Below are 18483 nucleotides of genomic sequence, written 5' to 3' on the forward strand. Positions count from 1 at the left end.
ATGGCCGCCCAAGACGGCCACTTTACTCTTACTCAAACAAGCGGCTCATTAACTCAAGGTCTCCCTATGTCAGCACAGCAGTCCCCCGCCATTGGTGCCCGTCTGGACGCCATCCGTACCGAGATGGCCAGCCAAGGGCTTGATGCCTTTATCATTCCCCGCGCCGACGAATACCTGGGCGAATACGTGCCCAAGCAAAACGAGCGCCTGCATTGGGCCACAGGCTTCACCGGTTCAGCCGGTATGGCCATAGTGATGACCCACAGCGCCGCCATCTTCGTTGACGGCCGCTACACAGTGCAGGTGCGTGAGCAGGTCAACGGCGAGCTGTTTAATTACGAGAGCCTGACAGATACGCCCCAACCCCAATATCTGGCCGACACCCTGCCCGCCGGCAGCAAGGTGGGCTTCGATGCCCGCATGCACACCCTGGCCTGGTATGAGCAGGCCAATGCCGTGCTGACCAAGGCCGACATCAGCCTGGTGGCGGTGACAACCAATCCCATAGACAAACACTGGCACGACAGACCTGTACCGCAAGTTCAGCCCATCATGCTGTTCAGCGAGCAGAGTGCCGGTCGCAGCAGTGCAGACAAACGCCATGAAATCGGTGCCCTGGTGGCCAAGGCCGGCGCCGATGTGGCACTGGTCACTGCCCTGGATTCCTTCTGCTGGCTGCTCAATATCCGCGGCCGCGATGTACCGCGCCTGCCCGTGGTACTGGGCTCGGCGCTGCTGTGGGCCGATGGCCGGATGCAGCTGTTTGTCGACCCGGCCAAGGTGCCGGACGGCATAGACGCCCACGTGGGGCCCAACGTCAGCTTCCACCCCGAGAGCGAATTGCAAGCCGCGCTTCAGGCCCTGACCGGCAAGAAACTGCTGGCCGATCCCAACAGCGCCAACGCCTGGTCCCAGCTCTGCGCCCGCGACGCCGGCGCCAAACTGGTGGCAGGCATGGACCCGGTCGCCCTGATCAAGGCAGCCAAGAATCCAAGCGAACTCAAAGGAATGCGCGAATGTCACGTCCGTGATGGCGTGGCCGTGAGCCGCTTCCTCGCCTGGCTGGACGCAGAGGTCAACGCCGGTCGCCTCCACGACGAGGACCAGTTGGCGGTCAAACTGGAAAGCTTCCGCCTGCAGGATCCCCTGTACCGCGAGCCCAGCTTCGATACCATCTCCGCCGCCGGTGCCAACGCCGCCATGTGCCATTACAACCACAAGAATGGCACCCCGGCCAGGCTGACCATGAACAGCATCTACCTGGTGGATTCCGGCGCCCAATACCTGGACGGCACCACGGACGTGACCCGCACCCAGGCCATAGGTGAAGTGACCGCCGAGCAGCGCAAGATGGTGACTCTGGTGCTCAAGGGCCATATCGCCCTGGCGACGGCGCGCTTCCCCAAGGGCACCACGGGCCAGCAGCTGGACGCCTTTGCCCGTCAACACCTGTGGCAACACGGCTTTGACTTCGACCACGGCACGGGCCACGGCGTCGGCCATTTCCTCAGCGTTCACGAGGGCCCGCAGCGCATTGCCAAGAACAGCAACGGCGTGGCCCTGCTGCCGGGCATGGTGGTCTCCAACGAGCCCGGCTATTACCGTGGCCATGCCTTCGGCATTCGCATCGAAAACCTGGAAGTGGTGCAGCCCTGCGCCGCCCTGGCCGGTGCCGAGCGAGAGATCTATGAGTTCTCGGCCCTGACCCTGATCCCCATAGATACCCGTCTGGTGGACAAGGCGCTGTTGACCGAAACCGAGCTGAACTGGCTCAACAGCTACCACGCCAAGGTGCTTGCCACATTGTCACCGCTGATGTCCGGTGATGAGCTGGCCTGGCTGCAACGGGCTACCGCCGCCATTTAACTCCGGCAAAATTGCCGGTGCTCAGTATCGACAGCAAGAATTAACGGCGCCTTTGGGCGCCGTTTTTTGGGGCTTATTCAAATGCCCCTCTGAACCGCTTTCAGTGACAACCACAATGAAACAGAGCTGGATGACAAGCTCACACTGACACACTGACCTAGCCCCAATCTTAGTACCAAGCCATGCGATGCAGCCGTCTCACGGTTGACTTAGGGCCGGTTACTCTTGATTATCCTAATATTCTTTCTGAAACACGTGGGCTGAATATGGAACATATTGAGTGGAATGATTTCCTGAAAGTCGATATCCGGGTTGGCACCATCATTGAAGTTGAAGACTTTCCCGAAGCGCGTCGTCCGGCCTATAAATTGAAGGTCGATTTTGGCCAAGAAATTGGTATCAAAAAATCCAGCGCCCAAATAACGACTCTGTACACCAAGGATTCATTGCTGGGCAAACAGGTGCTTGCGGTTGTTAATTTTCCCCCCAAGCAGATTGGCCCGTTCAAATCCGAGTGTCTGGTAACTGGATTGCATCGCCCCGACGGTTCCGTAGTGCTTGCCGCCGTTGATATGCCACTGCCCAACGGCGCACGACTGGCATAAACCGAAATCGTCCTTGAGCATTCAGGCATTTTACGGCTTGCCTTAACCCAATACCTTGAAATATGAGCAGAGTTTAATGAGAGTCGATCGCACTTCCCGCTGGATTGCCCGTGTCGCGAGTGTAGGCTTTGGTTGGTTCCTGATTGACCCAATAACAAAGGGAGCCTTTAGCCACCGTACAGCCTGGAGAGATTACCACCTCATCACCCCGGAACACGAGCCACTGAGATTTTACTTCAGCGTTATCTGGTGCGCCTTGATGCTGCTGGTGTGTATTTACTTTGGCTTTATCGCCAAACTGAGCGATAAAGAATCGGATGACAAGCGGGATAAGCCTGAGTCCTGATCCAAATCAGAGCCTCAGGTTACGGCAAACCCAGACCATCCTGATGGAAGCAGTAGCCGCTCTTAACTTCACTGGCGGACTAAGGATTAAGGATTAAGGATTAAGGATTAAGGATAAATGGATTACTTGTTTGCTGTGTTGCTGTTTGCCATCTCCTCCTCAGTCATTCGGGGGCCAAACAATATTATGCTAATGACCTCGGGGCTTAACTTTGGCGTAAGGAAGAGCCAGCCGCTGCTGGCGGGTATTTGCCAGGGGTTTGCCCAGCTATTTACGTGGTATCCCGGACTGCACCTAATCATCAAATGCGTTAGCACCTTGTACCTGCTGTACCTGGCACAGCTCGCCTGACGCCTTGCATCAAAAACACTCACCCATCAAAAGGAAATATTGAATTGTTAAACTTACTCTCTGGACACAAAATGCCAGGAAACAAAATGACAGGAAGCAGAATGCGTAACTTGATGATCTTTATGCTGGCATTAATCTCCCCCTTATCCGGAGCTAAGGTGATTGCCGATATGGATGCCCTGCCCGTGGAAAAAGCCGGCCATTACCTGTTCTTTTTCCACGGCGCAATCGCCGAGGGCACGGACAGAAAACCCTTATCCAATCGCTTTGGGGTGTACGATTTTGATGCAATTATCGCGGCGCTGGATTCCGAGGACTATTTCCTGGTGGCCGAGCAAAGACCTGCCGGTACCAAGCCCGAGGACTACGCCCGCAAGGTAGTGGCCAAACTGGACCAATTATTGGCGGCAGGTGTGGCTCCGGAGCATATTTCCCTAGTGGGCTTTTCCCGCGGTGGCGGTATCACCACCCAGGTATCGACCCTGAGCAGCAACGACAAGCTGGGCTACGCCGTGCTGGCCGGTTGCTCCAAACCGTCCCCCAATAACAACAAGTTCATCCTCCACGGTCAGGTGCTGTCCATCTACGAAATACATGATGATTTGATCGGCTCTTGCAAACACTTGGTGGAACAGAGCCCGGATTTGGTGGCATTCGACGAACTGCCGCTCGATACCGGGCTGATGCATGGGGAGTTTTATCTGCCCAGAGAGGAATGGCTCACTCCGCTTAAACAATGGCTGCAACAGAGATAACCGCAGCTCTTAGTCCGACTTGCGGCCCCAAAAAAAATCAAGCGGCAGCAGACCCCGCCTGAAAGGCATTTCGTCGCTGGCAATACGGGCTGCAACTCGGAGTTGGAGCCCCTTAACCAGAAAGATGAGCTGTGCTTGTTTCTGATTGGCAGACGCGGATAGTTAGGCCCACACCTGTCCAGCGCAATTGGCCAATTTTCAACCTTACATACATCAGTTTAGCCTGATATGCTGGGCGGCAGTCGTCACCACGGCGGCCTCTTTTTGTCTGATGGAGTAGCAAATGAGTCCCGAGCTTTGGTTGTCCTTTATCACCGCCGCCCTGTTGCTGTGTTTCACGCCGGGTCCCACAGTATTGTTGGTCATGGGCCAAGCCCTGAGTCACGGCAAAAGATCCGTTATTCCCCTGGTTGCCGGAGTGCTGTGCAGCGATCTGATCGCCATGTCCCTGTCACTGGCCGGCGTCGGCGCCCTGCTGGCCTTGTCCAGTAGCCTGTTCAGTGTCATCAAGTGGCTCGGTGCCCTGTATTTGATTTACCTGGGGATCAAATCCTGGCGCAACAAGGCCATAGACAGCGAAGCAGCACAGCAGCGTGACAGAGCAAGCATTTTCCGTGACTCGCTGCTGGTCACCGCCCTCAATCCCAAGGGCATTATCTTCTTCATGGCCTTTTTCCCACTGTTTATTGACGCCCATGCGCCGCTGGTGCCGCAAATGGCGATTCTTGCCTGCAGTTTTCTCGCCGTATCGGCCTGCAGCGCTTCCTTTTATGCCCTGTCTTCCGGGTATCTGCGCACCAGGATCCGCTCGGCCAACTTTCAACGCCGTTTCAACCAAGCCAGTGGTGGCATGTTGGTGGGCGCTGGCCTGCTGACCGCCACCCTCAAGAGAGCCTAAGGCACATAAGGGAGATAGCCATGCCACACTATGAGATCAGCACAGACAAGAGCAAACTGGATTTCGCCGTTATCCACGGCTTCATTGCCAACTCCTATTGGGCAAGCAATATTCCCGAGGCGGTGATGGCCAGGGCCATAGAAAATTCGCTCTGTTTTGCTGTCTATTGCTATGATGGCCGCCAGGTTGGTTTTGCGAGGATAATCAGCGACAAGGCGACCTTCGCCTACCTGGCAGACGTCTTTATTCTGGAAGAACATCGCGGCCAGGGGCTCAGCAAGCGTCTGATGCAGACCATAGTCGCCCATCCTGATCTGCAGGGGCTGCGGCGCATGGTATTGGCCACCCGGGATGCCCACGGCCTTTATGCCCAGTTCGGTTTTACTCCGATACCAAACCCAGAGATTTTCATGCACGCCTGGAATCCCAACGTGTACCGTAATGGCCAGGCTGCCCAAGCAAACTGAACCAACTGAGAGGAAACAAGGATGAGCCTGCGAATTGACACCATGACCCGGCCCCAGCTGGATATGGCATTGGACTGGGCCGCCGCCGAAGGTTGGAACCCGGGCCTGAACGATGGCGATTGTTATTACCAGGCCGATCCAGACGGTTTCCTGCTGGCCAGTCTAAACGGCGAGGCCATAGGCTGCATATCGGCGGTCAGGTATGGCAGCGAATTCGGCTTTATCGGCTTTTATCTGGTCAAGCCCGGCTTTCGTGGCCAGGGCCACGGCATGGCCCTGTGGCAGGCAGCCATGGCCAGGCTCGATGGCTGCAACATAGGCCTGGACGGGGTGCTTGCCCAGCAGGACAACTACCGTAAGTCCGGCTTCAAGCTGGCCTACAGCAATATCCGCTTTCAGGGACAGGGTGGTGCTCAAGCCCAGGCGGATGACGAAATAGTGCCGCTGTCCTCCCTGCCCTTTGCCATGACTGAGGCCTATGACAGGACCTTCTTCCCCGCCGATCGGAGTCGCTTTACCCGGAGTTGGATAGCCCAGCCCGGTTGCCACGCTCTGGGACTGGTACACAGGGGTAAGCTGCTGGGTCAGGGGGTCATTCGCCCCTGCCGCGATGGCTATAAAATCGGGCCGCTGCAGTCAAACAGCCCGGAAATTGCCGAGCGGCTGCTGACGGCGCTGAAGGCCAAGGTAAGTGCCGAGGATGCCGTGTTTCTGGATGTGGCCGAGGTTAATCCAAGCGCCGTGGTGCTGGCCGAGCGACACAGAATGACGGTGTCATTCGAGACCGCCAGAATGTACACAGGTGATGCACCCGAGCTGCCGCTTTCGCGGCTGTACGGGGTGACGTCCTTCGAGATAGGCTGATCTTACCCAGCTGTAGCACCTGGTATCCAGAGTCAAAAATGTCAAAAACTCAAAGAATAAAGCGCTTCTTATGCCCGACTTGCCCCTGACCACGCTGCTGGCATTATCTTTGGTGTCACTGGTGGCCGGATTTATCGATGCCATCAGCGGTGGCGGCGGTTTGATTTCCCTGCCAGCGCTGATGCTGGCCGGTCTCAGCCCGGCCCAGGCGTTGGCGACCAACAAGCTGCAGGCCCTGTTTGGTAAGCTCTCCTCGGTGCGCTATTTCCTGAAGCAAGGCCTGATTGCCCCGGGCAAGCTGAAGCTGCCGTTACTGCTCTGCTTTGGCTTTTCGGCCCTGGGCGCCCTGGCTATCCAGCGGCTCAGCAGCGAGGTGCTGCAACTATGGCTGCCCTGGATGATAGTCGCCGTGGCCCTGTATGTTCTGCTGTCGCCCAGGCTTGGGGATCTCGACACCCGGCAAAGGATCCCGCCGCTGCTGTTTGGCCTGCTTGTCGTCCCCCTGCTGTCGTTTTACGATGGCTTCTTTGGTCCGGCGTCGGGGTCCTTTTTTGCCATCGGCTTTATCGCTCTGCTGGGCCATAACACGGCCAAGGCCACTGCCCATGCCAAATTGTTTCTGCTGGTATCCAACGCCGCGGCCCTCGGCGCCTTTATTCTGGGCGGCCAGGTGGCCTGGTCCGTGGGCATAGCCATGGCCTGCGGCCAGTGGATAGGCGCCAGATACGGCTCGCAACTGGTACATCTAAAGGGCAACAAGTTGGTCAAACCCATGTTGTTGCTGGTTTCCACCCTGCTGGTGTTAAAGCTGGCGCTGCTTGATGGTGGAGTCATGCCTTGGCTGTGACGGTATGACTGTTGCACCAAGACGAGCTTTTAACCAAGCCAATGAAGAATAAGGGAGTCACCCCATGCTAATCCGCAATGCAGTTACAGCAGACACACAGGCACTGGCCGGGCTGGTCACTTCCCTGGCGGGCTATTTTCAGGATGACCCAAGCCAACCCTTGCCCGCCTGGTTCAGCGATACCCTGACACCGGATGCCTTCAACGCCAGACTCAGCAGTGACAAGCAGCTGAATCTGGTGGTGGAAATCGATGGCAGCATCGCTGCCTACCTGTCGCTGCAAAGGCCCGATTACCTGTATCACCTGTTTGTGGCCGATGCCTTCCACGGCCGGGGACTGGCGCGGCAGTTGTGGCAAAGGGCCATGGCCCTCTGCCCCGCCGAGCGCTATCTGGTCCGCTCTTCCCTGTATGCCGTGCCCGTATATCAAAAGCTGGGGTTTGTGTCCCATGGCGAGGTCGGCCACCGCGATGGCATTTCCTATCAGCCAATGGAGTTCTTTAGCCTTAAGCCAGCCGGGCAACAGCCACAGAGCAGCTGATCAGTATCAATAAAGCGAGCACCTTTAATTAGAGCAACAGCATGATCATCAGAGACTTTTGTAAGGCCGACTTTGCCGCCGTCAGCGCCATCTATCAAATGGGCATAGACACGGGCCATGCCACCTTCCAGCTGCTGGCCAAGTCCTGGGACGAGTGGCACAGCTCTTTGCTGCCCCATAGCCGTCTGGTGGCAGAACTGGACGGCAAGGTGGTGGGCTGGGCGGCGCTGTCCCCCATTTCCAGCCGCGCCGTGTACGCCGGAGTAGCCGAGGTCAGCGTCTATGTTGACACCGGCTTAGGTGGCCGCGGTATCGGCCAGGCCTTACTGAGTCACCTGGTGAATGCGTCGGAGCAACGGGGGATCTGGACCTTACAGGCTGTCATCTTCCCGGAAAACCTCGCCAGTATCGCCCTGCACCAAAAAAACGGCTTCAATATTGTGGGCAGGCGCAGCAAGCTAGGGCAACTGCACGGAGAGTGGCGCGATGTGATGCTGCTGGAAAGGCGTAGCGCCAAGGTCGGGATTTAAGGATTCCCCTGATTTCGTGATCCGGGATACCTTGGCAGCTCATCGCACAGATTGAACCAGGGCATCTGGCTGCTGGTATAAATGTGGTAGTTGGGGGAAATCAACTCCGGATTATCCAGGGCGGCTATGGCCAGGGTCAGGTACTGGGGATAATCGCGGTGACGAAAACTTAAGGTCGAGCCACAGTCGCCACAAAAACCTCTGAATGTCTTGTCGGTGGAGGCAAACTCCTTCACCTGCCCCTTAAGCCAACTCACCTCTTCCAACTTGAAATCCATCCAGGCGGACACAGGCGCACCTGTGCTTTGCTGGCAACGGCGGCAGTGGCAGTAATCGGCATCAAAAGGCGCGGCGTTGATGGAGAAACGTATCACGCCGCACAGACAGCCGCCGGTTATCGGGAAGGAAAGTTTGGTATTCCTGACGTTATTTGGCATCCGCTTGCTCCATTAAAAACGGGCTGCAGAACTTGCCCGCATAAAAAAGGGTCAGCGCAACAATGGCAGCTAACCCTTTTATACGCAAGCAGTTGGGATAAGTGTAAAAACGTCAATGAACCTCATTCCTTGCTATGGTTTTATCCTTGCCACCAAGACAATTGAGGCTAAAGACGATATTCGCCCCCTTCCCTGGCGGTGAAGCGGCAGCCTGGCATGGGGGCCGAGTGACACAGACTCAACCACTGGGGCTGCAGCTCGCCGCTGCGGGTATCCAAGCCCAGGGAGTGGGATTCCAACTGCACATCATCAAGTCGGCAATCCTGGCCACAGCGCGCCAGCAACAGGGCGATATGGTGCTCGCCGGACTTCAGCAGCAGCGCCTCAGGTTCGGTGCGGGAGCCGCACAGGGCCACAAACTGCGATGGCTGTGCCAGGCCGGTCTGACTGCCATCCTCAAAACAGGCCAACAGGTGTTGGAAATACACCAGATAACCGCGAACCTCGGCGTGGGAACCCTGGGCCAGGGGAAAATGGCGGTCGAGCAAGGCGGCGACATCCCGGGTTTCACCCATTCCAATCCATTCTTGCAGATGCTGTTCACGGCTATCCATCATGGTCATGTTCATCGCCTTTCCCCTATCACTGGTCATCAAAGGTATTGCAGTGTCGCGGGCAGAATGCCTTCACGAATTTGCTTGATTTTTAGTCTAGGGTATTTTTAACTGTAATTTCACAATAAAAATTTCACAGTGTGAATTTTACAAAATGGCCAGTGAAAAAAGCTTGATGCGCAAGTCCCATTTTATGGGCACCAAGATTAGAAACCTGCGTAAACGCAATCATCTGACGATGGAAGATTTGTCGGCCCGTTGCGTACGCATCGACCCCGAACTGGCGCCATCCGTGTCCTATCTGTCTATGATTGAACGCGGCAAGCGGGTGCCCGGCAGCGCCATGTTGGCGGTCATTGCCAAGGTGTTTGAAAAGTCGCCGGACTGGTTTCTCGACGACGTGCCGGAGGAGGAGGACATCACCCCGGACAAGGGCCGGCGCGGTGGCATCAATGGCATGGCGCTGGAGCCAAGCTTTTTGTTCTCCCGCGATATTTTGCAAATCGCCATTCCGGAAATGCTGTCCCAAACCGGGGTCAGCGGCCGCCAGTTTGCCCAGCTGCTGATCCGCGCCCACCAGGAACACCATCAGAATCACTTTCCGGATCTGGAGCGGGCCGCCGACGAAGTGGGTGGCAAAAACCTGCATCTGACCGCAGAAGATTTGCTGGCCATAGCCAAGCGCCTCGGCATGAAGGTGCGCTTTTTCAGTGAAGGGGCCGCACCTGCGGTGGACGAGAACGGGATCCCCCAGCGTCAGTTGGTGACCTCCTATTTTGAGCCCCCCGCCAGCATCTTTATCAACAACCTGCTGAAGACCCAGCCCGAGCGACTCAAGTACGACCTGGCGGTGCACATAGGTCACTGTGTGCTGCACAACAAGGACGGTTTGAAACGGGTGCTGACCGTGGGTGATGGCATGGGCGCCCCGGAACCCGCGTCCTCCACGGTCAATGCCCAGGACATGCTCGGCGCCTGGCGTGACTTTGAATCCAGCTTTTTCGCCGGTGCCCTGCTGTGTCCCAAGGTGCCGTTCCGCCAACTGCTGGAGCGCAACGGCTACGAGATTGGCACCCATGCCAAAATCGGCGTTTCGGCCTCGGTGGCCATGCGCCGCATGACAGTGGTGTCGCCCTATCCGCACTGGCACTATTTTGATGCCTACGCCCCGGGTAAACTCAAGGCGGTGTACCGGGGCAATGGTATTCCCCTGCCCTGGGGCAATATGCGCCAGGTGCCGGATCCCTGCCAGCACTGGGCGGTATTTCGTATGTTGAGCGAGCCCAGCGATGGCAGCTCGGCGCAGATCTCCATCCTGGACGTGGACGGCAGCCCGAGGATCTACTGCTGCGAGTCGGTGAAGGTGGACGATCTGGCAGGCAATCACCATGTACTCTGTGCCGGCATAGATCTCAATCCCGCCATCGAGGCCCAGGGGACGGACGCCTTGAGCCTGGCGGAGGAACTCAAGCACCAGTGCGTCAGCGCCGGTGGCCAGGGCCCCATACCTGCTCCAATTCGCCGTCAGCTGATGAGCATAGCGCGGATCCTCAATATCAACTGGGTCGAGCGTGGCATAGATAAGGGGGCAAGGCTTATCTGCAGCCGTGGCGCCGCCTGTCCTCGCCAACCTGCCTGCTACCCGGGTAGCTGCCAGGGACGCTGACGCCAGGCATCACAAACAAAAACGGCGCCCTCTGGCGCCGTTTTTTTAAAGAATGGCTTAGCCCACCACCAGCATTTCACACTTGTGGCAGTCAAACACCAGCTTGAACGGCTTGCCGCCCAGTTCCATTTCCAGCGGCTCGGCCTTGAGACCGGGCACTTCCTTGGGGCACATGTTGTAGCTGTAGCGGATGCAGTGCTTGGTTATCATCAGCGGCGCATCGCCCTTCACCGGCCGCACCTCGTAGGCATCGCGAATCGACACCACACCATGGCGGGTGTAGAAATCCTTGGCCTTCTGGTTGGACACGTTGCCAAGGTAGGTCAGGCTGCGCTGGGGATAGCGGGCACTCATATCCCGCTGCCATGGCGTGGGGCGACGATAGCCCTGGATGCGTGCCTGTTCCAGCGCTTCAATGGCCTCGCGGCGCAAACCGTTGATGACGGAGGCTGGGGCAAACACGGCCCCGGCATCGCCCAGGTCTATCTCACCCAGGCTGAAATCTGTGTTGCCGAGCTTGCCGAGATTCTTGATAAGGCCGTCTCGGTTGCGCTCAATATCCTTGGCCTGCTGCTTGTCGAAGTCAGCGGTCACCGTCACCCCATGGCCGTGGTTATCAAAGGCCGTCAGCGCCAGACCGCCTTCGCGGTCGGCGAGGGCGAAATTGACCGGCACCAGACGCTCGGCGGATTCTTTTGAGAGCAGCATCTCGAATTCCTGATCGTGGTTGCGATACAGGGTGACGCCGAGGCGCAGATCCTTGGGCACTTCCTTCAGATACAAGGTATTGCCGTCGGCGCGGTTGACCCGAAAACCGGTCAGCTTGTCATCGGACAGGCGCGCCTTTTCATAGTTTTTGGCAAAGAAGCCCAGACCATCACCGTTGTGAAACTCGGTGTCTGAATCCACTACTATGTGGTCCTTGCCTATGTGGCTGACCTTGCCCACCTCTATACCCAGATACTTGGGAGTACGAAAGTCGGCAATACTGGGCTGACGCTCGTGGGTGAAATAGTCGGTCTTGCCGCGGTTGAAGCTCTTGTCCGGATCCGGCTGGAAGCTGAAACTGCAACGGCCATGAGATGCGGGTTCAAACTCGGGGCGGCGGGCCATGATGGCATCAAGCTGCTGGCGATAGTGGGCGGTTACGTTTTTCACGTAACTCAGATCCTTGAGACGGCCCTCAATCTTGAATGAGCGTACCCCGGCATCGATCAGCGCCTCCAGATTTTCGGTCTGGTTGTTGTCCTTGAGTGACAGCATGTGTTCGTTGCTGGCGATGATATCGCCCTGGCGGGTCTTGAGGTTGCCGGGCATACGGCACTGCTGGGAACACTCACCGCGGTTGGCGCTGCGGTTGTCGGTATAGGCTTCACTGATATAGCACTGGCCGCTGAAGGCCACGCACAGGGCGCCATGGATAAAGTACTCCAGGCGCATTTTGGTCTCGGCCGCCACGGCACGGATTTGGCTCAGGCTCAGCTCCCGGGCCAGAACCACCTGGGAGAAACCCACGTGCTCAAGGAAGGCCACCTTGGCCGGCACCCGGTTGTCCATCTGGGTACTGGCGTGCAGGGCAATGGGGGGCAGTTCCAACTCCAGCAGGCCCAAGTCCTGAACGATAATGGCGTCGGCACCGGCCTCGTAGACTTCCCAAATCAGGCGCCGGGCCTGTTCCAGCTCGTCGTCCAGCAAAATGGTGTTGAAGGTGACAAACACCTGGGCATGGTAGCGGTGGGCATATTCACACAGGCGGGCGATATCGGCCACACTGTTGCCGGCGGTATGACGGGCGCCGTAGGCGGGACCACCAATGTAGACGGCGTCGGCACCGTGGCGTATGGCCTCAATGCCATAGTCGGCATTTTTGGCCGGGGCCAGCAGCTCCAGCTTGTTGTCGGCCAGTTCAACTTTGGGCGCTTGTTCGCGCTCGGAGTGAACCTGGGCCGCCTGGCCGGGAATAAAGATTTCAACGCCTGTGGTCATGCTCTGTGCTCTACCGCTATTTCAGTGGGAGTGAAATTAAGGGCACAGAGTATAGCAGAGCCAGCGGGCCAGAAAAGCCGCTTAATCGTAGAACACCGCCAACCAGATGCTGATCCCATCGGCCTTGGTGGAATTGACCCTGTGTTTCAATCCTTTGGGCAGATTGACATGATCGCCGGGCTTCATCACCAAACTGCGGCCATCTTCGAAACCCAGCTCAGCAGCCCCTTCCAGCAGCATGACCCACTCATGCTGCTGTTGGCAGTACCACTCCCCTTCGGGGGTGGCCTGGCCGTTGGAGACTATGCGCTCGATACGGCAACCCGGCGCCCGGATAAGATCTTCAAACACCTCGTCATCCAGGGCTGCCGGCAGCGCCGCAAACAGACTGCCGGCGCTGAAGTCATGGTTTCTCATCCTGCAACTCCCCCGGTTTCCTTAGCGGCTTCCGAATCAAAGTGGCGATAATCGCGGTACTGGATACGGAAGAAGATGATGTAAAACACCGGCACTATGATAAGAGTCAGTATAGTCGCCACCCCGAGACCGAACATCACCACAGCGGCCATGGACTCGAAGAAGGCGTCGGTGATCAACGGCAGCATGCCCAGGATGGTGGTCACCGCCGCCATACACACGGGCCGCACCCTGCTGACTGTGCTTTCAAACACGGCGCGGAACGGCTCGACCCCTTGGTTGATCTCCAGGTTAATCTGGTCGAGCAGCACTATGCCGTTTTTCAGCAACATGCCCGACAGGCTCAGCATCCCCAGTAGCGCCATAAAGCTGAAGGGCTTGTCCATCACCAGCAGCCCCAGGGTAATGCCTATGATGGCCAGGGGCACACAGCACCAGATCACCAGCGGCTTACGCACCGAGTTAAACAGGAACACCGTGATGAGGAACATCAGCACATAACCCAAAGGCAAGGTGGCGAACAGGGATTTTTGCGCGTCGCGGGAAGACTCAAATTCGCCGCCCCAATGCAGCTCGTAACCGGGCGGCAGTTGCACCGCCTCCACCTTGTCGCGCACCTGGGCGAACAGGGCCGCCGGCAGTATGTCGTATTCAAAGTCGGCATCGGCGAACACAGTCAGGGTGCGCTTGCGGTCCCGGCGCTGAATGATGGGATCTTCGAATTTGACCTCGAAGCCATCCACCACCTGCTGCAGCGGGATTAGCGTCTTGAGCACCGGGCTCCAGATGCGCACGCTCTCCAGCGACTCTATGTCGACCCGCTCTTCATCGGGCAGGCGGGCCACTATGGGCAGCAGACTGGTGCCTTCGCGATAGAGACCAATTTGCAGTCCGGCGAAGGAGAACTTCAGCGCCCGGTCCACCTCGCTTTTCACTATGCCAAGGCGCCGCGCCTGGGTTTCGTTGAACCTGGGCGCTATGTACTTAACCCGCTCACGCCAGTCGTGACGCACGTTAACCGTGCCCGGGGTGGCAGCGAAGATGGCCTTCACCTCGGCACCTAAACGCCGCAGTTCATCGGGATCTGCCCCGGACAGACGCGCCTCTATCTTGGCATCGGTAGAGGGGCCGATTTCCAGGCGCTTGAACTTGAGCTGGGTTTGCGGGAATGCCGCTTCGGCCTCGGTGCGGAATTGCTTCATGACCCCGGTCAGGCTGTCGAAGTCCGCGGTACGCACCGCCAACTGGCCAAAGGCGGCGTAGTTTTTCTCCGGCGAATAGGTCAGCATAAAACGCGGGAAGCCCTTGCCCACTGTGGCGGCCACGAACTCAACGTTGTCGAGCTTGCCCGCCATATCGCCCATGGCGGACACCACTGTGCCGGTCTCACGAATGTCCGTGCCTTCCGGCATCCATATATCCACCAGGAAGATTGGCGTGGTAGATGGCGGGAAGAAGGACTGTTTCACCCAGCCAAAGCCGACCACGGACAGCACAAACAGCGCCACCACCGCCAGCACGCTCAGGTAGCGGAAACGCATGCACATATCCAGCAGGCCGCGATAGGCATGGAAGAAGGCACCACCGTAAGGATCCTTGGTTTCACCGGCGGTTTGGGCCTCACCGGCCTCACCGAAGAACAGCCGCGCAAAGAAGGGCGTGATGCTGATGGCCGTCACCCAGGACAGAAACAGCGAAAACAGCAGCACCCAGAACAGGGAACCGGCAAACTCACCGGTGGCATCCGGTGACAGGCCTATGGGGGCAAAGGCGGTAATGGCGATGACGGTGGCGCCGAGCAAAGGCCACATGGTCTGTTTGACTATCGCCTCGGCGGCCTGCAAGGTCGTCTGCCCCATCTGGCGGCCAATAAGTATGCCTTCCACCACTACTATGGCGTTGTCCACCAGCATCCCCAGGGCAATGATGAGGGCCCCGAGGGATATCCGCTGCAGCTCTATATCCGCATGTTTCATCAGGATAAAGGTGCCAAGACAGGTGAGGAACAGGATAAGGCCGATGAGAATGCCACTCTTGAGACCCATGAACAGCAGCAGTACACCTATGACTATCACCACGGCAGCTATCAGGTTCCAGACAAAGCTGGAGACCGACTTGCTCACTTCCGCTGGCTGGTTATACATGGTCTCAATCTTCATTCCCGCCGGGCGGGCACCTTCAATTTCCGCCAGTTTGGCATCCACGGCCTCACCGACCGCAACCACGTTAACCCCGGAGGCAAAGGAAATACCCAGGTTGATGGCCTGGTGGCCATTAAAGCTCAGGGTGTTGGAGGGGATCTCCTGGTAGCCGCGGCGCACCGTGGCCACGTCTTTGAGGTAAATCAGCTTGTCACCACTGGTGCCGGGAATGATCAGCTCCTGCAGTTCCTGTACCGACTTGCTGCCGCCACTGGTGCGGATCCGCAGATTGTCACCGGCGATGCGGATATTGCCCGCATCCGTCACCATGTTCTGGCTGTTGAGCAGATTGGTGATAAGCGAAGGATCCAGGTTGGAGCTGGCGGCCTTGTTGAGGGACATCTCAACAAACACCTGCTCCTGCTGCTCGCCCGCCAGGGAGACCTTGCCGACACCGGGGATCAACTCCAGTTCGCGCTTAACGTAATCCACGTAGTCCTTGAGATCCCGGTAGCCGTAATCCTCACCGCTGATCATCAACATAATACCGAAGACGTCACCGAAATCATCGTTCACCAGTGGCTGTTGCGCCCCCGGCGGCAAGCGGGTCGACATGTCGTTGACCTTGCGCCGCAGCTCGTCCCAGATCTGTGGCAGCTTGTCCGGACCATAGGTTTTCTTCATGGTCACGATAATCTGCGACATGCCCGAGGTATTGAGGGAGCGCAATTTATCTACATAGGGTAAGGACTGTATCGCTTTCTCCAGAGGATAGGTCACTTCCTCCTCCACCTCGGTGGAGGTGGCGCCCGGATACAGGGTCACCACTATGGCATCCTTGATGGTGAATGGTGGATCTTCCAGTTGTCCCAGACGGTTGAAGGACATGATGCCGCCTATCAGCAGGATCAGGGTAAACATCCAGCTGATGACAGAATTTTTGACAAAATAGCCTGCTACGCTCATGTGCTTTCCTTATCCTGGGATGCGTTCAACTTGCTGGCCTTCGACCAGACGGGACAAGCCCTGGGTGACTATCATCTGGCCTTCGCTGAGACCGGCGCGGACTTCTATCCTGTCACCGGTAATCACCCCCAGGGTCACGGGCTGAAAATGCACCTGATTACTTGCCGGGTCGAATAACCAGACCCCGGCGTCCTGCCTGTCGAGATCGCTACCATCGGGCATGACCACGGCGGCTACCGGTACCTTGAACTGGCGGCTGAAGCTATAGGTGACCTTGGCCAGATCCACTTCGACCTTGGCCGGCATACCTTCGAGCACCTTGTAGCCTTCATCCAATTCCACCGCCACTGTCGCTATATAGGTTTGGGAAGCGGGATCTTTTTCCGAGGTGATTTCCAGCAAACTGCCCTTGAACCACACCTCGGGAAAGGCCTCGAAGCTGACCTTGAGCTCGCTTTTTGGGTGGGATTGATCCACGGGGCGGGACACGGCAATCAGCACATCCGGCACCTGTACCGCCACCTCGATGCGCTCACTCTTGTGCATGCTGACTATCGGGGTTCCGGGCTGCACGTTTTCAAATGACTTGGGGAACACATCGCTGACTGTGCCATCGAAGGGTGCCTTCAGCTCCGTGTATTGCAGATTGAGTTCGGCCTGACGCGCCTGGGCCTGGGCCACCAGAAATTGCGCCTGCAGCTGGTCGTACTCGGCCTGGGCCATCAATTGCTGATCCACCAATTGCTTGGCGCGCTCGGCCTGCTTGGCCGTCACTTCCAGCCGCGCCCGGCGATCGCTCAAGATGATTTCAAAATCTTTCTTGTCCAATACAGCCAGCACCTGGCCCTGCTTCACCACCTGGCCCTTGCTGACCGGGATACTGGCAATGCGACCGGGGATCCTGAAGGACAACTGGGTCAGATCCTGAGCCCGGGATACACCATTGAATACCCGGATCATCTCGTTTTCGGTTTTCGGAATGGTGAAGGTTTGCACCCGCACCTGTTCGGGGCTCATTTGCTGGGCCCCATTGCAGCCACAGAGCAAAAGCAGCAGTGCCGCCAATCGGATGTTGCGCATATCAGAGTCCCCTTTCCTTCACCCAGCGCTCAACGGTCTGACCGTCACTGAGTTCATCCACCCCGGCAACCACCACAAAGTCACCATCGCTGAGGCCGGACACCAGGACAGTGCCATTCAAGGTGACGGCCACCTTCTCCACCTTGTTTTCCGCCGGCAACCAGCGATAGACAAAGTTGCCCTTGTCTTCCCGAACCAGAGCCCCCTCGGGCAGGGCTGGCTGGGCCACCATTCCGTCGCCCGCGAGCCTGACCTTCACCGCGGCCGACATGCCCGGCAGAATGTTAAGCTTTTCAGGCATTGGCAGGGTCAGCACCAGGGTATAGCTGGCGGTGCTGATGTCCGCGACTGTATTCATTTCTTTGAGGCTGGCGGAGAACCAGAGGTCGCTGCTGTCAAACCTGACTTCGGCACCGAGCACCTTTCCCTGGCCCTGGGGGCTGCGCTGCAGGGCACCTATGTATTGCTCGGGTAATTGGAAGCTGACATCGATTGCCGCTTCATTGCGGATCCCCAGCACCTGCTGCTGGGCCGGCACGAATTCATACTGACGTCTGAAACGCTGGGAAATAATGCCATCATAGGGTGCCAGCAGACGTGTGTAGCTCAAGTCCGTTTCCGCCTTGTCCAAGGCCGCGCGGGCCACGGCATAATCACTCTTGTACTTGTCAAAATCGTTGCGCGATACCACGCCCTGCTCCACCAGACTGCTGGCACGCTCGAACAGGACCTTGGCCAATTCAAATTGGGCCTTGGCCACTTCCAGCTGTTGCTCGTAGATGGCCGGGTCCAGTAATGCCAGCAACTGGCCTGCCTTTACCGCTTCACCTGGACGAACCTTGATGGCGCTGATCTCGCCTGAGACCTGAAACGACAGTGCCGCCCGCTCGCTGGCCTTCACCTGCCCCGGCAGAACGCGTTCGCCACTGCCATCGGCGAGGGAAATCTGCATCACCTTCACCGGGCGGGGTCTTTCCTTGGCCGCGAGGGCATTTCCTGATAACAGCAGAAGGGGCATTAACAGAGACAACAGCAGGCCTGGGCCCGATAGTGTCCGTGAACGGGTCTCACATGGCTTCATAACAGCTCTCCACTGGAATCAGTGA

The 18483-nt window shown here is 57.7% G+C and carries 18 protein-coding genes and 1 pseudogene; 12 read left to right on the forward strand and 7 right to left on the reverse strand.

Annotation, left to right across the window (positions count from 1 at the left end):
• The first annotated feature begins 66 nt into the window (after positions 1-66).
• From JYB84_RS14550 to JYB84_RS14600, 11 genes and pseudogenes are all read left to right on the forward strand, one after another.
• A complete protein-coding gene (locus tag JYB84_RS14550) occupies positions 67-1866 on the forward strand; it encodes an aminopeptidase P family protein (protein ID WP_207320746.1) in 1800 nt (599 codons plus the stop codon).
• 266 nt (positions 1867-2132) lie between these two features.
• Positions 2133-2471, forward strand: a complete 339-nt coding sequence (locus tag JYB84_RS14555) for a tRNA-binding protein (protein ID WP_207320747.1) — start codon at positions 2133-2135, stop codon at positions 2469-2471.
• 76 nt (positions 2472-2547) lie between these two features.
• Positions 2548-2817 (forward strand): hypothetical protein, encoded by a 270-nt coding sequence (locus JYB84_RS14560; RefSeq protein WP_207320748.1) that lies wholly within the window; start codon positions 2548-2550, stop codon positions 2815-2817.
• 117 nt (positions 2818-2934) lie between these two features.
• Positions 2935-3162: pseudogene (locus JYB84_RS14565) on the forward strand (LysE family translocator); the annotation flags it as partial.
• Positions 3163-3269: 107 nt separating this feature from the next.
• On the forward strand, positions 3270-3923 hold the full coding sequence (locus tag JYB84_RS14570; RefSeq protein WP_207320749.1) for an alpha/beta hydrolase: 654 nt from the start codon (positions 3270-3272) through the stop codon (positions 3921-3923).
• Between the two features lie 283 nt (positions 3924-4206).
• Positions 4207-4821, forward strand: coding sequence for a LysE family translocator (locus tag JYB84_RS14575; RefSeq protein WP_207320750.1), 615 nt, complete (start codon positions 4207-4209; stop codon positions 4819-4821).
• 20 nt (positions 4822-4841) lie between these two features.
• On the forward strand, positions 4842-5288 hold the full coding sequence (locus tag JYB84_RS14580) for a GNAT family N-acetyltransferase (RefSeq protein ID WP_207320751.1): 447 nt from the start codon (positions 4842-4844) through the stop codon (positions 5286-5288).
• A 21-nt stretch (positions 5289-5309) separates the two neighbouring features.
• On the forward strand, positions 5310-6152 hold the full coding sequence (locus JYB84_RS14585) for a GNAT family N-acetyltransferase (RefSeq protein ID WP_207320752.1): 843 nt from the start codon (positions 5310-5312) through the stop codon (positions 6150-6152).
• A gap of 70 nt (positions 6153-6222) precedes the next feature.
• A complete protein-coding gene (locus tag JYB84_RS14590) occupies positions 6223-6999 on the forward strand; it encodes a TSUP family transporter (RefSeq protein WP_207320753.1) in 777 nt (258 codons plus the stop codon).
• Positions 7000-7063: 64 nt separating this feature from the next.
• On the forward strand, positions 7064-7540 hold the full coding sequence (locus tag JYB84_RS14595) for a GNAT family N-acetyltransferase (RefSeq protein ID WP_207320754.1): 477 nt from the start codon (positions 7064-7066) through the stop codon (positions 7538-7540).
• A gap of 41 nt (positions 7541-7581) precedes the next feature.
• Positions 7582-8070: a GNAT family N-acetyltransferase gene (locus JYB84_RS14600; protein ID WP_207320755.1), complete on the forward strand. Its 489-nt coding sequence runs from the start codon at positions 7582-7584 to the stop codon at positions 8068-8070.
• Here the strand turns inward: JYB84_RS14600 and JYB84_RS14605 are convergent.
• Complete coding sequence (locus JYB84_RS14605) at positions 8067-8507, reverse strand: GFA family protein (protein WP_207320756.1); 441 nt, start codon at positions 8505-8507, stop codon at positions 8067-8069. The two genes, JYB84_RS14600 and JYB84_RS14605, sit on opposite strands and share 4 nt — an antisense overlap.
• A gap of 167 nt (positions 8508-8674) precedes the next feature.
• Entirely contained in the window at positions 8675-9136 is a 462-nt protein-coding gene (locus JYB84_RS14610; protein ID WP_207320757.1) for an aldolase/citrate lyase/malate synthase family protein, read from the reverse strand.
• 139 nt (positions 9137-9275) lie between these two features.
• Between JYB84_RS14610 and JYB84_RS14615 the strand changes: the two genes are divergently transcribed.
• Entirely contained in the window at positions 9276-10787 is a 1512-nt protein-coding gene (locus JYB84_RS14615) for a DUF3612 domain-containing protein (RefSeq protein WP_207320758.1), read from the forward strand.
• A gap of 57 nt (positions 10788-10844) precedes the next feature.
• Here JYB84_RS14615 and JYB84_RS14620 read toward each other — a convergent pair whose 3' ends face one another.
• From JYB84_RS14620 to JYB84_RS14640, 5 genes are all read right to left on the reverse strand, one after another.
• A complete protein-coding gene (locus JYB84_RS14620; RefSeq protein ID WP_207320759.1) occupies positions 10845-12773 on the reverse strand; it encodes a peptidase U32 family protein in 1929 nt (642 codons plus the stop codon).
• Between the two features lie 81 nt (positions 12774-12854).
• The gene (locus JYB84_RS14625) at positions 12855-13190 is read right to left on the reverse strand and encodes a cupin domain-containing protein (RefSeq protein WP_207320760.1); all 336 of its coding nucleotides are present in this window, start codon (positions 13188-13190) and stop codon (positions 12855-12857) included.
• Positions 13187-16297 carry an efflux RND transporter permease subunit gene (locus JYB84_RS14630; protein WP_207320761.1) on the reverse strand — a complete coding sequence of 1037 codons (3111 nt, stop codon included), beginning with the start codon at positions 16295-16297 and terminating at the stop codon, positions 13187-13189. The genes JYB84_RS14625 and JYB84_RS14630 overlap by 4 nt, the downstream gene beginning before the upstream one ends.
• 9 nt (positions 16298-16306) lie before the next feature.
• Positions 16307-17377: an efflux RND transporter periplasmic adaptor subunit gene (locus JYB84_RS14635; RefSeq protein WP_207320762.1), complete on the reverse strand. Its 1071-nt coding sequence runs from the start codon at positions 17375-17377 to the stop codon at positions 16307-16309.
• Between the two features lies 1 nt (position 17378).
• On the reverse strand, positions 17379-18458 hold the full coding sequence (locus tag JYB84_RS14640) for an efflux RND transporter periplasmic adaptor subunit (protein WP_207320763.1): 1080 nt from the start codon (positions 18456-18458) through the stop codon (positions 17379-17381).
• Between the last annotated feature and the right edge of the window lie 25 nt (positions 18459-18483).

Origin of the sequence: Shewanella cyperi, assembly GCF_017354985.1 — a bacterium.
GTDB lineage: Bacteria > Pseudomonadota > Gammaproteobacteria > Enterobacterales > Shewanellaceae > Shewanella > Shewanella cyperi.

Coding starts and splice junctions, on each gene's coding strand:
- JYB84_RS14550 (WP_207320746.1), top strand. CDS start 67: ATGTCAGCACAGCAGTCCCCCGCCATTGGTGCCCGTCTGGACGCCATC.
- JYB84_RS14555 (WP_207320747.1), top strand. CDS start 2,133: ATGGAACATATTGAGTGGAATGATTTCCTGAAAGTCGATATCCGGGTT.
- JYB84_RS14560 (WP_207320748.1), top strand. CDS start 2,548: ATGAGAGTCGATCGCACTTCCCGCTGGATTGCCCGTGTCGCGAGTGTA.
- JYB84_RS14570 (WP_207320749.1), top strand. CDS start 3,270: ATGCGTAACTTGATGATCTTTATGCTGGCATTAATCTCCCCCTTATCC.
- JYB84_RS14575 (WP_207320750.1), top strand. CDS start 4,207: ATGAGTCCCGAGCTTTGGTTGTCCTTTATCACCGCCGCCCTGTTGCTG.
- JYB84_RS14580 (WP_207320751.1), top strand. CDS start 4,842: ATGCCACACTATGAGATCAGCACAGACAAGAGCAAACTGGATTTCGCC.
- JYB84_RS14585 (WP_207320752.1), top strand. CDS start 5,310: ATGAGCCTGCGAATTGACACCATGACCCGGCCCCAGCTGGATATGGCA.
- JYB84_RS14590 (WP_207320753.1), top strand. CDS start 6,223: ATGCCCGACTTGCCCCTGACCACGCTGCTGGCATTATCTTTGGTGTCA.
- JYB84_RS14595 (WP_207320754.1), top strand. CDS start 7,064: ATGCTAATCCGCAATGCAGTTACAGCAGACACACAGGCACTGGCCGGG.
- JYB84_RS14600 (WP_207320755.1), top strand. CDS start 7,582: ATGATCATCAGAGACTTTTGTAAGGCCGACTTTGCCGCCGTCAGCGCC.
- JYB84_RS14605 (WP_207320756.1), bottom strand. CDS start 8,507: ATGCCAAATAACGTCAGGAATACCAAACTTTCCTTCCCGATAACCGGC.
- JYB84_RS14610 (WP_207320757.1), bottom strand. CDS start 9,136: ATGAACATGACCATGATGGATAGCCGTGAACAGCATCTGCAAGAATGG.
- JYB84_RS14615 (WP_207320758.1), top strand. CDS start 9,276: ATGGCCAGTGAAAAAAGCTTGATGCGCAAGTCCCATTTTATGGGCACC.
- JYB84_RS14620 (WP_207320759.1), bottom strand. CDS start 12,773: ATGACCACAGGCGTTGAAATCTTTATTCCCGGCCAGGCGGCCCAGGTT.
- JYB84_RS14625 (WP_207320760.1), bottom strand. CDS start 13,190: ATGAGAAACCATGACTTCAGCGCCGGCAGTCTGTTTGCGGCGCTGCCG.
- JYB84_RS14630 (WP_207320761.1), bottom strand. CDS start 16,297: ATGAGCGTAGCAGGCTATTTTGTCAAAAATTCTGTCATCAGCTGGATG.
- JYB84_RS14635 (WP_207320762.1), bottom strand. CDS start 17,377: ATGCGCAACATCCGATTGGCGGCACTGCTGCTTTTGCTCTGTGGCTGC.
- JYB84_RS14640 (WP_207320763.1), bottom strand. CDS start 18,458: ATGAAGCCATGTGAGACCCGTTCACGGACACTATCGGGCCCAGGCCTG.